Annotated in this window: 10 protein-coding genes and 1 pseudogene; 7 read left to right on the top strand and 4 right to left on the bottom strand. The window is 71.5% G+C overall.

Translation table 11 applies throughout. From position 1 onward, the window contains the following. The 3 genes from LRS07_RS11045 to LRS07_RS11055 all read right to left on the bottom strand — a co-directional run bounded on the left by LRS07_RS11045 (position 1) and on the right by LRS07_RS11055 (position 4,105). A complete protein-coding gene (locus LRS07_RS11045) occupies positions 1–2,238 on the bottom strand; it encodes a sensor histidine kinase (RefSeq protein WP_260501956.1) in 2,238 nt (745 codons plus the stop codon). 43 nt (positions 2,239–2,281) lie between these two features. After that, entirely contained in the window at positions 2,282–3,007 is a 726-nt protein-coding gene (locus tag LRS07_RS11050; RefSeq protein WP_260501957.1) for a LuxR C-terminal-related transcriptional regulator, read from the bottom strand. A gap of 120 nt (positions 3,008–3,127) precedes the next feature. Beyond that, the gene (locus tag LRS07_RS11055) at positions 3,128–4,105 is read right to left on the bottom strand and encodes an NADPH:quinone oxidoreductase family protein (RefSeq protein ID WP_260501958.1); all 978 of its coding nucleotides are present in this window, start codon (positions 4,103–4,105) and stop codon (positions 3,128–3,130) included. 128 nt (positions 4,106–4,233) lie between these two features. On the opposite strand from LRS07_RS11055, the gene surE reads away from it, so the two are divergent. The 4 genes from surE to rlmD all read left to right on the top strand — a co-directional run bounded on the left by surE (position 4,234) and on the right by rlmD (position 8,291). Beyond that, positions 4,234–4,986, top strand: a complete 753-nt coding sequence (gene surE / locus LRS07_RS11060) for a 5'/3'-nucleotidase SurE (RefSeq protein ID WP_260501959.1) — start codon at positions 4,234–4,236, stop codon at positions 4,984–4,986. Between the two features lie 76 nt (positions 4,987–5,062). Next, entirely contained in the window at positions 5,063–5,878 is an 816-nt protein-coding gene (locus tag LRS07_RS11065) for a protein-L-isoaspartate(D-aspartate) O-methyltransferase (RefSeq protein WP_409450622.1), read from the top strand. 24 nt (positions 5,879–5,902) lie between these two features. Then, complete coding sequence (locus LRS07_RS11070; protein ID WP_260501960.1) at positions 5,903–6,922, top strand: peptidoglycan DD-metalloendopeptidase family protein; 1,020 nt, start codon at positions 5,903–5,905, stop codon at positions 6,920–6,922. 1 nt (position 6,923) lies between these two features. Next, positions 6,924–8,291, top strand: a complete 1,368-nt coding sequence (gene rlmD / locus LRS07_RS11075; protein WP_260501961.1) for a 23S rRNA (uracil(1939)-C(5))-methyltransferase RlmD — start codon at positions 6,924–6,926, stop codon at positions 8,289–8,291. 75 nt (positions 8,292–8,366) lie between these two features. On the opposite strand, the gene LRS07_RS11080 is transcribed toward rlmD, so the two are convergent. Then, positions 8,367–9,065, bottom strand: a complete 699-nt coding sequence (locus tag LRS07_RS11080; protein WP_260501962.1) for a Bax inhibitor-1/YccA family protein — start codon at positions 9,063–9,065, stop codon at positions 8,367–8,369. Between the two features lie 163 nt (positions 9,066–9,228). On the opposite strand from LRS07_RS11080, the gene LRS07_RS11085 reads away from it, so the two are divergent. The 3 genes and pseudogenes from LRS07_RS11085 (at position 9,229) to carB (ending at position 14,360) form a co-directional block, all read left to right on the top strand. After that, positions 9,229–9,630 (top strand): GlcG/HbpS family heme-binding protein, encoded by a 402-nt coding sequence (locus LRS07_RS11085; RefSeq protein WP_260501963.1) that lies wholly within the window; start codon positions 9,229–9,231, stop codon positions 9,628–9,630. Positions 9,631–9,900: 270 nt separating this feature from the next. Next, positions 9,901–11,103, top strand: coding sequence for a glutamine-hydrolyzing carbamoyl-phosphate synthase small subunit (gene carA / locus LRS07_RS11090; RefSeq protein ID WP_260501964.1), 1,203 nt, complete (start codon positions 9,901–9,903; stop codon positions 11,101–11,103). Then, positions 11,096–14,360: pseudogene (carB, locus tag LRS07_RS11095) on the top strand (carbamoyl-phosphate synthase large subunit). The gene carA and the pseudogene carB overlap by 8 nt, the downstream one beginning before the upstream one ends. Positions 14,361–14,464 lie beyond the last annotated feature (104 nt).

The following is a 14,464-nucleotide window of genomic DNA, read 5'->3' on the forward strand; positions in this document are numbered from 1 at the left end:
TCAGCCCGCGGCGCTCAGCTTCGGCACGTGCACCCGGCAGACGATGCCGCGGGCGGGCCGTTCCTCCCAGCGCACCTGGCCGCCGAGCAGGCGGGCGCGCTTGCGCACGCCGCCCAGGCCGAGCCCATGGGCCCAGGCCTGCGGGTCGCGGCCGATGCCGTCGTCGGCGACGGTGACCGTCAGCGCGTCCTGCTGGTAGACCACCTCCACCAGCACCTGGCTGGCACGGGCGTGGCTGAGCACGTTGGTCAGCAGCTCGCGCAGCAGGCGGGTCAGCGCGGACCACTGCACCACCGTCAGCTGCACCTCGCGGTCGGCCTGGAAGCGCCAGTGCAGCTCGCAGCGCGCGGCGGACAGGCGCACCAGCGCATCGGCCTTCCAGTCGGCGGCCGCCTCGTGCAGGCCGTGGCCCTCGGCGGCCAGGCCGCGGGTCAGCGTCTTCAGGTCCTGCAGGGTGTGGCGCAGGTAGTCCTCGACCTCCGGCGTCGGCGCCTTGTACATCAGGGTCAGCAGGCGGGCGCCGATGTCGTCGTGCAGGTCCTGCGCGATGCGGATGCGCTCCTCGCGCCGGCCCTGCTCGACCGCGCGGTCGTGGGCCACCGCCTGGCGCAGCTGGTCGACGACGCGGTCGGCCAGGCGGGCTTCCTCCAGCGTGAAGAGCCGACGGCCGTGGCGGGCGAAGCGCAGCAGCAGCGCGCCCTGGTGGGCGAAGGGGGCGTCGGGCTGCAGGTCGGGCAGCGGCACCAGCAGGGCCGAGCCGTCGTCGAGCACGGTGCTGCGCGCCGGCGCCTCGGCCCGGCGCTCCCATTCCAGCGGCTCGAACAGTTCGCGCAGCAGCCGGGTGCACAGCTCCGTGGCCAGTTGCGGCTGCGCCTCCACCCGGCGCGCGACGCGGTAGAGCTGGTCGAACACCCGCTCGGCGGTGGGCAGGTGCTGGCCCAGCAGGTGGCTGACCAGCCAGCGCCGGGCGCCGGCGTACAGGCCGAGCGAGGCGAACACCGCCACCGTCAGCGAGGTCAGCGGGGTGGCCGAGAACAGGGTGATGAACAGCAGGTCGAGCGAAGTGGCGATGGTGCTGATGCCGGCCAGCAGCGCGAACTCGCGCAGCAGCCGCTGCGAACGCAGCAGGAAGGGCACGAGCAGCAGCAGCGAGGCGAAGAACACGAACCACAGCGCGGTGCCGACCGCGCCGATGGTGTGGCGCAGCCCGGACGGCGCCTCGGCGCTGGCGATCACCGCCACGACGAGCAGCAGCAGCGTGGCCAGCAGCACCAGGCCGAGCCGGCTCAACACCAGCGCGATCGGGTGCGGCCGCCGCCGGTACGATCGCCCGAGCAGCACCAGCGAGGCGGCGCCGAAGGCGATGGCCACCACCTCGGCAACGGGCCAGGCCTGCAGCGTCCAGCGCAGCACCGCCAGCGACAGCAGGGCCACCAGCGACCAGGTGACCAGCGCCAGCCGGCCGGCGCTGGCCAGCCGCACCGGGTGCAGGCTGGCGCCGGTGAGGCCCGCGGCCGTCGTCGCCAGGTCCAGCGTCCCGTTCAGCGGCACGGCGAGCGTCGGTGGCAGCGCCGGCCGCCCCAGGCCGGGCAGCGATTCGATGGCGATGAGCAGCAGGTTGCCGCCCACGCAGGCGGCCATGACCGCGTACATCCAGTGGCCCGGCGCCGGCATCGCCATCGGCACCGTGAGCCCCGCCAGCAGCACCAGCAGCGCCAGGGCGGAGAGCAGCCAGTACAGCGAGCCCAGCCCGGCGAAGCCACGCGGCTGCGGCGCCACCGTGACCGTGCCGCCGCTCAGCAGCAGCGTCACCTGGGGCGAGGCGAAGGCGCGGTCGAGCAGCGCCTGCTGCTCGGTCTGGCGCCGGCGCTCGTCGGCGCCGATCAGCCAGCGCGACGAGGTGAGCAGCAGCAGCGGCTCTGCGGCCCGATGGGCGATGCCGTCGTGCAGCGACAGCAGCGTGTCGCCGACATGGGGCTGCAGCGCCGGCAGCGGGCTGGCGACCAGCTCGATCTGTCCGCTGCTCTTGGTGCGCCAGGCGGCGTCCAGGCGTGGCAGGCCAGCCAGCCAGTGGGTCAGCAGGAAGAGGCCCAGGCAGGCCAGCAGCGCGGCCGCCAGCAGGCCCTGCAGCCGCCGGCCGACGGCACGCGGCGGAACGGGCTGGAGCGAGGCGCGGCCGGCGGACGGGGCGCCGTCGTCGCCGAGCGCGTCGGCCGTCGATGGGAAGGCACTGCTCATGGCCGGGCGGGAGGGCCTGGATCGGCGCCGCCCGGCAGGCCCGTCAGACCAGGCCCTGCTTGCTCGCCAGCACCGCGGCCTCGGCGCGGCTGGAGACGTTGAGCTTCTTGTAGATGGACTTGATGTGGTCGTTCACGGTGAACCACTTGATGCCCATCAGCGCCGCGATCTCCTTGATCGTGAAGCCCTTGCTGAGGTAGGTCAGCACCTCGTTCTCGCGCGGCGTCAGGCGCTCGTGGTCGAGCGGCTTCTCCAGGGCCACCGGGCGGCTGCTGGAAAAGCCGGTGATCGGCATGAAGCCCGAGTCCTGGCCCCCCTCGCTGCCGCGGAAGTGGCCGAGCAGCCGGCGTGCGATGGCCGGCGACAGCGGCGGCTGGCCGCGCACGATCTTCTGCAGCTCCTCGACCAGCACCTCGTAGCGGTCTTCCTTGAGCAGGTAGCCGTCGGCGCCGCGCTGCAAGGCCGGGAAGAGGTGGTCGTCGTCCGAGTACAGGGTGGTGACGATCTTCAGCGCCGGGTACTGGGCCAGGTCGGACAGCAGCTCCATGCCGTTGCCGTCGGGCAGTTCGAGGTCGACGAGGATGAGCTTGAACGGCTCGGCCCCGGCGTTGCCGCGACGGCCGCCGGCCTGGTCGACCTGGCGGCGGGCGCTTTCCAGGTCACCGGCCTCGGTGATGGCGATGGCGTCGCTGAAGCTCTCGCGCACCACGCGGCAGAGGAAACTGCGCGCCACCGGGTTGTCTTCGAGGATCAGCACCTTCACGGCCATGACGGTTCCTCAGCGCTGCGGGTGGGCGGGTGGTGCGACACCGCGGAATGCTAGCGCAGGCCGGCGGGCCGGCCCCGCCTTTTGCATCCCCCAGACGGGGCGGCCGTCGGCAACGGAATGTCACTCGTTGACCAGCACCACCTTGCCGCGCACCTGGCGCGAACCCATGTGGGCGTAGGCGGCCGGCAGCTCGCGCATCGGCAGCCGGCGGTCGATCAGCGGCTGCACCTTGCCCTCGGCCTGCCAGCGCAGGAGGTCGGCGATCGACCGCGCGAAGGCCTTCGGCTCGCGCTGCGTGAAGCTGCCCCAGAACACGCCGAGGATGGCGGCGCCCTTGAGCAGCGGCAGGTTCAGCGGCAGGGAGGGGATGCCGCCGGCGGCGAAGCCAACCATCAGGTAGCGGCCGCGCCAGGCGATGGAGCGGAAGGCCGGCTCCGCGAGGTCGCCGCCCACCGCGTCGTACACGACATCGGGCCCGCGACCGTCGGTCAGCGCCTTCAGCGCCTCGCGCAGGTCCTCCCGGCCGTAGTTGATCGTGGCGTCGGCGCCGATCTCGCGGCAGAAGGCGCACTTCTCATCGGTGGAGGCACCGGCGATGACCCTGGCCCCGGCGGCCTTGGCGATCTGCACCGCCGCGCTGCCGACGCCGCCTGCGGCACCGAGCACCAGCACCGTCTCGCCCGGCTGCAGCGCGCCGCGGTCCATCAGCGCATGGTGCGAGGTGCCGTAGGTGAAGGCGAACGCGGCCGCCTGGTCGAACGGCAGGTGGTCCGGCAGCGCCAGCACGCGGCGGGCGTCCGCGCAGGCCACCGTGGCGAAGCCGCCGGTGCTGCCCAGGGCGGCCACGCGGTCGCCCGGCTTCAGGTGGTGCACCTCGGCACCCACGTGGTCGACGATGCCCGAGTACTCCGCGCCGGGCACGAAGGGAAGCGGCGGCTTGACCTGGTACTTGTTCTGCACGATCAGCAGGTCGGGGAAGTTGAGGCTGGCCGCCTGCACGCGGATGCGCACCTCGCCCGGGCCCGGCTCTGGGTCGGGCAGGTCGGTCCAGCGCAGCGATTCGACACCGGTGGGGTCCTCGCACAACCAGGCCTGCATGCTTGTCTCCTTGCGGTTCTGTGTGGGTGGAACGGGTCTGCGAACGATCATAGGTCGCCGACCGGTGGCGGCTCTGTCGCCGTCGGGACGCAGGAAGTGCGGCAGACCGGTCTGCCTACAATTCGCCGATGCGCATCCTCATCGCCAACGACGACGGCTACCTGGCCCCGGGACTGGCGACGCTGGCGCAGGCGATGGAGGGCCTCGGCGAGCTCGAGGTCATCGCGCCGGAGCAGAACGCCAGCGGCACCTCCAACTCGCTGACGCTGCACCGGCCGCTGTCGGTGTGGCGTTCGGCCAGCGGCTTCCGATACGTGAACGGCACGCCGTCGGACTGCGTGCACCTGGCCCTGACCGGGCTGCTGCCGTGGCGGCCGGACCTGGTGGTCTCGGGCATCAACAACGGCCAGAACATGGGCGACGACACGCTGTACTCGGGCACCGTCGCCGCGGCGATGGAGGGCTTCCTGTTCGGCATCCCGGCGGTGGCCTTCTCGCAGGTCGAGCGCGGCTGGGGCGAAGTGGGGGCGGCCGGCCGCACCGCCCGCGACATCGTGCGCGGCCTGATCGAGCAGGGGCTGCCGGCGGCGCCCTTCCTGCTCAACGTCAACATCCCCAACCGGCCGGATGCGCACCTGTTGCCCCGGGTGGTGACCCGGCTCGGCCGCCGCCATGCCAGTGAGCCGGTGATCCAGCAGACCAACCCGCGCGGCGACCCGATCTACTGGATCGGCGCCGCCGGCGACGCGCGCGAGGCCGGCGAGGGCACCGACTTCCACGCCACCGCCAGCGGTTGTGTGTCGATCACCCCGCTGCAGGTGGACCTGACCGACCACGCCAGGCTCGCCGACTGGCGGCGCCGGCTCCAGGGCACGGCTTGAGCGCGTCCGCCCGGCCGCTTCGAAGGGCGTGCTGCGCCCCGCCTGGCGGGGCAGCGCGGGGCGACGGGGTGCGAGAGTGACCGACGACAGCCGCCGCCCGCCGAAGTTTCCGCTCGCGCTCGACCGCGTGGCCCGCGGCTCGGCTCGGCCTGCGGACCGCACGCTGAGGCCGCAGCGGCTGGTGCAGTCGGCCGTCACCGACGCCCAGCGGCTGCGGCCGCCCACCGGCCATGGCCTGGACAGCGATGCGGTGCGCCGGCGCATGGTCGAGCGCCTGCGCACCGACGGCCTGACCAGCGAACCGGTGCTCGCCGCGTTGGCCCGGGTGCCGCGCCACTGCTTCGTCGACAGCGGGCTGGTCGCCCAGGCCTACGAGGACACCAGCCTGCCGATCGGGCTCGGCCAGACCATCTCCAAGCCGTCGGTGGTCGGCCGCATGCTGGCGCTGCTGCAGCAGCGCGCCGAGGCGGTGGGCCGGCGCGACCTGGGCCGGGTGCTGGAGATCGGCACCGGCTGCGGTTACCAGGCCGCGCTGCTGGGCGAACTCGGCCGCAGCGTGGTGAGCATCGAGCGGCTGCAGGCCCTGCACGAACTGGCGCGCGAACGGCTGGCGCCGCTGCGCCGCCACAACCTGCGGCTGGTCTACGGCGACGGGCGGCTCGGCCACGCGCCTCAGGCCCCGTACGACAGCATCATCGCCGCCGCCGGCGGCGAGGACCTGCCGCCGGCCTGGCTGGACCAGTTGGCCGTCGGCGGCCGCCTGGTGGCGCCGATGGCCGGCGGCCCACGCGGCGGCCAGGTGCTGCTGGTGGTCGACCGCGACGAGCAGGGCCTGCGCGAGCAGCGCCACGAGGCGGTGCATTTCGTCCCTCTAAAATCCGGTACCGATTGAAGCGCGCATGCGCAGGGAGCGTGGATGAGTTCGAGGGTGCCGGGACCGGGTTCCGGCCTGCGGCGCTGGCTGTCGGCCGGCGCCATCGTGGCCGTGCTGGCGGGCTGTGCATCGCCACGCCATCGTGCGCCGGTGGAGGACCGGCCGGTGTCGGCGCCCAGGCCGGCCGCCACGTCACCGGTCGCCGCGGCGCCTGTCACGACGCCCTTGCCGGCGACGCCCGCCCCGGGCACCGACCCCGCCAAGCCGCCGCCGCCCGGCATCGAGAACCTGGGCAAGCCCGGGCACTACCAGGTCCGCCAGGGCGACACCCTGATCCGCATCGCGCTGGAGAACGGCCAGGGCTGGCGTGACATCGCCCGCTGGAACAACCTCGACAACCCGAACCTGATCGAGGTGGGCCAGGTGCTGCGCGTGGTGCCACCGGGCGTGGACCCGACCCAGCCGATCACCCGCCCGGTCACCGTGGCCCGGGTGGAGCCGCGGCCGCTGGGCGCCTCGGCGCCGCTGCCGGCGGCGCCGCCGGCCGCCGGGGGTGCCAGCGCGGCCGCTGCATCGGCCCCTGGCGCAGCCCCGTCGGCGCCGGCCACCCCGCCGGTGGCCACCACCCCGTCGCCGTCGTCGGCCCCCGCACCGGCGCCGGCGCCGATGGTGGCCGCGCCGGCGCGCGACGAGGACGAGCCGCAGTGGATCTGGCCGGCCAACGGACCGGTGGCCAGCAGCTTCGACGAAGCGCGCACCAAGGGCGTGGGCATCGCCGGCAAGGCGGGCGACCCGGTGGTCGCGGCCGCCGACGGGCGGGTCATCTACGCCGGTTCCGGCCTGCGCGGCTACGGCAACCTGGTGATCGTCAAGCACAACGCCAGCTACCTGACCGCGTACGCCCACAACCAGACGCTGCTGGTCAAGGAAGACCAGCCGGTCCGCCGCGGGCAGAAGATCGCCGAGATGGGGTCCAGCGACGCGGAGAAGGTGCAACTGCACTTCGAGATCCGCCGCCAGGGCCGGCCGGTGGACCCGGTCCGCCTGCTGCCGCCGCGCTGACGTGACCGGCGCCGGCGAGTGGCTGGAGGTCGAGTCCCTCGACCTCGACGGGCAGGGCGTTGCCCGCAATGCCGAAGGCAAGGTCGTCTTCATCGACGGTGCACTGCCGACCGAGCGGGTGCAGGTGCAGGTGCACCGCCGCAAGAACCAGTGGGAACAGGCCAGCCTGACGTCGCTGGGCCGCGAGAGCGCGCAGCGGGTGCGCCCGCGCTGCCCGCACTTCGGCCTGCACGACGGCGCCTGCGGCGGCTGCAAGGTGCAGCACCTGGACGCCGCGGCGCAGGTGGCGGTCAAGCAACGCGCGCTGGAGGACAGCCTGTGGCACCTGGGCAAGGTCCGGCCCGAGCGGCTGCTGCGGCCGATCGAGGGCCCGGCCTGGGGCTACCGGCAGCGCGCCCGCTTTTCGGTGCGCCACGTGGTCAAGAAGGGCACCGTGCTGGTCGGCTTCCACGAGCGCAAGTCCCGCTACGTGGCCGACATTCGCGAGTGCCATGTCGTGCCGCCCGCGGTGAGCGCGCTGCTGCTGCCGCTGCGCGACCTGGTCGGCGGCATGGACCAGCGCGACCGCCTGCCGCAGATCGAGCTGGCCATGGGCGACGCGACGCTGGCGCTGGTGCTGCGCCACCTGGAGCCGCTGTCCGCCGCCGACCTGGAACGGCTGCGCGACTTCGGGCGACGGCACGGCTTCCAGTGGTGGCTGCAGCCCAAGGGGCCGGACACGGTGCACCGGCTGGACGAAGACGACGGCACCGCGCCGCTGGCCTACGCGCTGCCGGAATTCGGCGTGACCATGCCCTTCCGGCCCACCGACTTCACCCAGGTCAATCCGCAGATCAACGCGGTGCTCGTGGCCCGGGCACTCGGCCTGCTCGACGCGCGGCCGGGCGAACGGGTGATCGACTGGTTCTGCGGGCTGGGCAACTTCACCCTGCCGATCGCCACCCGGGCCGGCGAGGTGCTGGGCATCGAGGGCAGCGAGACGCTGGTCGAGCGGGCCCGCGACAACGCGCGCCTCAACGGCCTGGCGGCCAGGACCGCCTTCGTCGCCCGCAACCTCTTCGAGATGACGCCGCAGCAGCTGTGCGCGGACGGCCGGGCCGACCGCTGGCTGGTCGACCCGCCGCGCGAGGGGGCCTTCGCCCTGGCCAAGGCGCTCGGCGAACTGGCCCAGACGCCCGGGCTGGCGGCCCCCGGCTGGGTGGCGCCCGGCCGCATCGTCTACGTCAGCTGCAACCCGGCGACGCTCGCCCGCGACGCCGGCCTGCTGGTGCACCAGGCGGGCTACCGCTGCACCGCGGCCGGGGTGGTGAACATGTTCCCCCACACCGCGCACGTGGAGAGCATCGCGGTGTTCGACCGGCCGGGCTGACCCCCCACGCCGGCCGCGCAACGAAAAGAAGAAGGGCCCCTCGCGGGGCCCTTCGTCGATGGCAACGTCGCGGCGTCAGTCGCGCTCGCCGCCGAAGATGCCCAGCAGGGCCAGCAACGACTGGAACACGTTGTAGATGTCCAGGTAGATCGCCAGCGTGGCGCTGATGTAGTTCGTCTCGCCGCCGTCGATCACGCGCTTGATGTCGTACAGCATGAAGGCCGAGAAGATGGCGATGGCGACCACGGACAGCGTCATCATCAGCGCCGACGACTGCAGGAACACGTTCACGATGCCGGCGACCAGCAGCAGCAGCACGCCGACGAACAGGAACTTGCCCATGCCGCTCAGGTCGCGCTTGACCACCGTGGCGAGCGACGCCATGCCGAAGAACACCACCGCGGTGCCGCCGAAGGCGGTCATGATGAGCTGCGCGCCGTTGGAGAAGCCGAGGATGGTGGCCAGCAGCCGGGACAGCATCAGCCCCATGAAGAAGGTGAAGGCCAGCAGCATGACCACGCCGGTGGACGAATGCTTGGTCTTCTCGACGGCGAACATCAGGCCGAAGGCGCCGACCAGGAACACCACCAGGCTCATGCCGGTGCCCATGGCGGCCATGATGCCGGTGCTGACGCCGATCCAGGCGCCCAGCACGGTGGGCACCAGCGACAGGGCGAGCAGCCAGTAGGTGTTGCGCAGCACCTTGTTGCGCTGACTGGCCAGCGCGCCGCCCCCGGCATAGCCGGCGTATTGGGTCTGCAGACGGTCTTCCATGTGTCCTCCGTACCTGAAATGGGTCATCCAGGGCCATAGACCCCACCGGACGATTCTAGTTCCGCGACACGCCGCCTCCGGCCACGCGCAAACCCGGCGCCGGCGGGCCGCCTCCGCCGTCTTCATTACAGTGCGGCGTCTGCAACCTCCTGACCCAACGCTCATGAACACCAAACCCGTGCTCGGCGCCGACGACGTGCGCCGCATCGCCCAGGCCGCCGAGGCGGAAGCGCTGGCCCACCAGTGGCCGGTGACCATCGCGGTCGTGGACGACGGCGGTCACCTGCTGTGGCTGCAGCGCCTGGACGGCGCGCCGCCGATCTCGGCCCAGATCGCCCCCGCCAAGGCGCACACGGCCGCCCTCGGACGGCGGGAGTCGAAGGTCTACGAAGACGTGATCAACGGCGGGCGCACTTCGTTCCTCAGCGCCCCGGGCGTCGCCGGTCTGCTCGAAGGCGGCGTGCCCATCCTGGTCGAGGGCCAGTGCATCGGCGCGGTGGGCGTCAGCGGGGTGAAGTCGAACGAGGACGCGCAGATCGCCCGCGCCGGCATCGCGGCCCTGTAGCTGCGGGCGCGGCGGTCGGCACGGGCGGCCCGGACGGCCGCCTAGGCGCCGCGGGGAGGGCCCCCGGGTGGTGCACCGGCGGCTATAATCCCGCGGTTTACCCGCCAACATCCCGTCCTAGCGAAACGAGCTTCGTTTCCCCCGTGGCCCCGAGCCTGCACCGCCGCCTTGCGGCACCCGTGCAGTGACCTTCGGTGCGGCCCGCGGGCGTCCCGATCGCCGCGTGGCTTTCGCCCGCGCCGCTGGGGCGGGCACCCACCGGAGTCCGCCTTGCTGCCCGTTCTGCCCCCCGCCATCCTCGCCCTTGCAGACGGCACGGTCTTTCAAGGCACCTCGATCGGCGCCGCCGGTCGAACGGTCGGCGAAGTGGTGTTCAACACCGCGCTCACCGGCTACCAGGAGATCCTCACCGACCCCAGCTATGCGCGGCAGATCGTCACCCTGACGTACCCGCACATCGGCAACTACGGCGTCAACGGTGAGGACGTCGAAGCCTCGAACGTCCATGCCGCCGGCCTGGTGATCAAGGACCTGCCGGTCCTCACCAGCAACTTCCGTCAGACGCTGACGCTGTCCGAGTACCTGCAGCGCGAAGGCACCGTCGGCATCGCCGACATCGACACCCGCAAGCTCACCCGCCTGCTGCGGTCCAAGGGGGCGCAGAACGGCTGCATCGTCGCCTTCCCGGCCGGCACCGCGGTGAGCGAGGACGACATCGCCGAGGCGGTGGCCCAGGCCCGCTCGGCGCCGAACATGGCCGGCCTCGACCTGGCGCAGAAGGTGACGGTGACCGAGCCCTACGACTGGACCGAGGCCGAGTGGCGCCTGGCCCGCGACGGCGACGGCAAGCCCGGCTACGCGCAGCTGCAGGATGCGAAGTACCACGTGGTCGCCTTCGACTACGGCGTCAAGCGCAACATCCTGCGCATGCTGGCCGAGCGCGGCTGCCGCATCACCGTGGTGCCGGCGAAGACGCCGGCCGCGGAGGTGCTGAAGCACCGTCCCGACGGCGTGTTCCTCGCCAACGGTCCGGGCGACCCGGAGCCCTGCGACTACGCCATCGAGGCCACGCAGCAGGTGATCGACGCGGGCGTGCCGACCTTCGGCATCTGCCTGGGCCACCAGATCATGGCGCTGGCCTCGGGCGCGAAGACCTACAAGATGAAGTTCGGCCACCACGGCGCCAACCACCCGGTGAAGGACCTCGACTCCGGCCGGGTCTGCATCACCAGCCAGAACCACGGCTTCGCGGTGGACGAGAAGACGCTGCCGGCCAACCTGAAGCCCACGCACGTGAGCCTCTTCGACGGCACGCTGCAGGGCCTGGCGCGCACCGACAAGCCCGCCTTCTGCTTCCAGGGCCACCCGGAGGCCTCACCCGGCCCGCACGACGTGAGCTACCTGTTCGACCGTTTCGTCGCGCTGATGGACAGCCAGCAGAACAACAACAAGAAGGAGCAGCGCAATGCCTAAGCGCGACGACCTGAAGAGCATCCTCATCATCGGCGCCGGCCCGATCGTCATCGGCCAGGCCTGCGAGTTCGACTACTCCGGCGCCCAGGCCTGCAAGGCGCTGCGCGAGGAGGGCTACCGCGTCGTCCTGGTCAACAGCAACCCGGCGACCATCATGACCGACCCGGAGATGGCGGACGCGACCTACATCGAACCCATCACCTGGCAGGTGGTGGAGAAGATCATCGCCAAGGAGCGGCCGGACGCGGTGCTGCCCACCATGGGCGGACAGACCGCGCTGAACTGCGCGCTCGACCTGCACAAGCACGGCGTGCTGGCGAAGTACGGCGTGGAGATGATCGGCGCCAACGAGCACGCCATCGAGAAGGCCGAGGACCGGCTGAAGTTCAAGGACGCGATGACCAAGATCGGGCTCGGCTCGGCCAAGTCCGGCATCGCGCATTCGATGGAAGAGGCCTGGGGCGTGCAGAAGCGCATCCAGGCCGAGATCGGCGGCTCCGGCTTCCCCATGGTCATCCGGCCCAGCTTCACGCTCGGCGGCACCGGCGGCGGCATCGCCTACAACCCGGAGGAGTTCGAGGAGATCTGCAAGCGCGGCCTCGACCTGTCGCCGACCAACGAGCTGCTGATCGAGGAGTCGCTGATCGGCTGGAAGGAGTACGAGATGGAGGTGGTCCGCGACAAGGCGGACAACTGCATCATCGTCTGCTCGATCGAGAACCTCGACCCGATGGGCATCCACACCGGCGACTCGATCACGGTGGCGCCGGCGCAGACGCTGACCGACAAGGAATACCAGCTGATGCGCAACGCCTCGATCGCCATCCTGCGCGAGATCGGCGTCGACACCGGCGGCTCCAACGTGCAGTTCTCGATCAACCCGCAGACCGGCCGGATGATCGTCATCGAGATGAACCCTCGGGTGTCGCGTTCGTCGGCCCTGGCGTCCAAGGCCACCGGCTTCCCGATCGCCAAGGTGGCGGCCAAGCTGGCCGTGGGCTACACGCTGGACGAACTGCGCAACGACATCACCGGCGGCGCCACACCGGCCTCGTTCGAGCCGTCGATCGACTACGTCGTCACCAAGATCCCGCGCTTCGCCTTCGAGAAGTTCCCGGCCGCCGACCCGCACCTGACGACGCAGATGAAGTCGGTGGGCGAGGTGATGGCCATGGGCCGCACCTTCCAGGAAAGCTTCCAGAAGGCGCTGCGCGGGCTGGAGACCGGCATCGACGGCCTGTCCGAGCGCTCGACCGACCGCGACGAGATCATCGACGAGATCGGCAACGCCGGTCCGGAGCGGATCCTCTACGTCGGCGATGCCTTCCGCATCGGCATGTCGCTGCAGGAGGTGCACGAGGAGACGGCGATCGACCTGTGGTTCCTGGCGCAGATCGAGCAGCTGGTGCAGGTAGAGCAGCAGCTGGCCGGCCGCACGCTGGCCAGCCTGTCGGCGCCCGAGCTGCGCTACCTGAAGAAGAAGGGCTTCTCCGACCGCCGCCTCGCCAAGCTGCTGAAGACCGACCAGCACGCGGTTCGCAAGGCGCGCCATGCCCAGGGCATCCGACCGGTCTACAAGCGGGTGGACACCTGCGCGGCGGAGTTCGCGACGCAGACGGCCTACATGTACTCCAGCTACGACGAGGAGTGCGAGGCGGAGCCCACCGACCGGAAGAAGATCATGGTGCTCGGCGGCGGCCCGAACCGCATCGGCCAGGGCATCGAGTTCGACTACTGCTGCGTCCACGCGGCCCTCGCCATGCGCGAGGACGGCTACGAGACCATCATGGTCAACTGCAACCCGGAGACGGTGTCCACCGACTACGACACCAGCGACCGCCTGTACTTCGAACCGGTGACGCTGGAGGACGTGCTGGAGATCGTCGACAAGGAAAAGCCGGTCGGCGTCATCGTGCAGTACGGCGGGCAGACGCCGCTGAAGCTGGCGCTCGACCTGGAGGCCAACGGCGTCCCCATCATCGGCACCAGCCCCGACTCCATCGACATCGCCGAGGACCGCGAGCGCTTCCAGCAACTGCTCAAGGACCTCGGCCTGAAGCAGCCGCCCAACCGCACCGCCCGCACCGAGGACCAGGCGCTGGCGCTGGCGCAGGAGATCGGCTATCCGCTGGTGGTGCGGCCGAGCTACGTGCTGGGCGGCCGGGCGATGGAGATCGTTCACGGCGACAAGGACCTCGAGCGCTACATGCGCGAGGCGGTCAAGGTCAGCGAGAAGTCGCCGGTGCTGCTCGACCGCTTCCTCGACGACGCGATCGAGGTCGACGTCGACTGCATCAGCGACGGCCGCGAGGTGATGATCGGCGGCATCATGGAGCACATCGAGCAGGCGGGGGTGCACTCCGGCGACTCGGCCTGCTCGCTGCCGCCCTACACCCTGCCCGCCGCGCTGCAGGACGAACTGCGCCGGCAGACCGCGCAGATGGCCAAGGCGCTGAAGGTCATCGGCCTGATGAACGTGCAGTTCGCCATCCAGGGCGACACCTCGGGCGACGGCTCGAAGGCCACGGTCTACGTGCTGGAGGTCAACCCGCGCGCCTCGCGCACGGTGCCCTTCGTCAGCAAGGCCACCGGCCAGCCGCTGGCCAAGATCGCGGCGCGCTGCATGGCCGGCAGCGGCCTCGGCGACCAGCGCATCCAGGGCCGGGCGCCGCGCGAGGTGGTGCCGCCGTACTTCAGCGTGAAGGAGGCGGTGTTCCCCTTCAACAAGTTCCCCGGCGTGGACCCCATCCTCGGCCCCGAGATGCGCTCCACCGGCGAGGTGATGGGCGTGGCCTACACCTTCGGCGAAGCGATGCTGAAGAGCCAGCTCGGCGCCGGCTCCCGCCTGCCGACCAAGGGCACGGTGGTGATCTCGGTGAAGAACGCCGACAAGGACCGCGCGGTGCAGGTCGGCCGCGACCTGGTGCAGCTCGGCTTCACGGTGGTGGCGACCAAGGGCACGGCGGCCGCGCTGGCGGCCGGGGGGCGTGCCGGTGCGGGTGGTGAACAAGGTCAAGGACGGCCGGCCGCACATCGCGGACATGGTCAAGGGCGGCGAGATCCAGCTGGTGTTCATCACCGTGGACGAGACCCGCACCGCGATCGCCGATTCGCGCTACATCCGCACCGCGGCGCTGGCCAACCGGGTCACCTACTACACCACGATGGCCGGCTGCGAGGCGGCGACCGAGGCGCTGAAGCACCAGGACGCACTTCAGGTGCTTTCCCTGCAGGAGCTGCACCGGGAACTGCACTAAACTGGCCGCACTCCATCCGCCGCCGCTGTGCCCGTTCTCACGGGTGTCCGGCGGCGGCTTCGTTTCTGGAAGAGAACCCCCAAGAGAACCGGATTTCGCCATGG

This window comes from Aquabacterium sp. J223, assembly GCF_024666615.1.
Taxonomy (GTDB): Bacteria; Pseudomonadota; Gammaproteobacteria; order Burkholderiales; family Burkholderiaceae_C; genus J223.

Excerpts from the sequence above, each read along its gene's own strand:
- LRS07_RS11050 (WP_260501957.1), bottom strand. The coding sequence starts at position 3,007 with ATGGCCGTGAAGGTGCTGATCCTCGAAGACAACCCGGTGGCGCGCAGT.
- LRS07_RS11080 (WP_260501962.1), bottom strand. The coding sequence starts at position 9,065 with ATGGAAGACCGTCTGCAGACCCAATACGCCGGCTATGCCGGGGGCGGC.
- LRS07_RS11070 (WP_260501960.1), top strand. The coding sequence starts at position 5,903 with ATGAGTTCGAGGGTGCCGGGACCGGGTTCCGGCCTGCGGCGCTGGCTG.
- LRS07_RS11055 (WP_260501958.1), bottom strand. The coding sequence starts at position 4,105 with ATGCAGGCCTGGTTGTGCGAGGACCCCACCGGTGTCGAATCGCTGCGC.
- LRS07_RS11045 (WP_260501956.1), bottom strand. The coding sequence starts at position 2,238 with ATGAGCAGTGCCTTCCCATCGACGGCCGACGCGCTCGGCGACGACGGC.
- LRS07_RS11085 (WP_260501963.1), top strand. The coding sequence starts at position 9,229 with ATGAACACCAAACCCGTGCTCGGCGCCGACGACGTGCGCCGCATCGCC.
- surE (WP_260501959.1), top strand. The coding sequence starts at position 4,234 with ATGCGCATCCTCATCGCCAACGACGACGGCTACCTGGCCCCGGGACTG.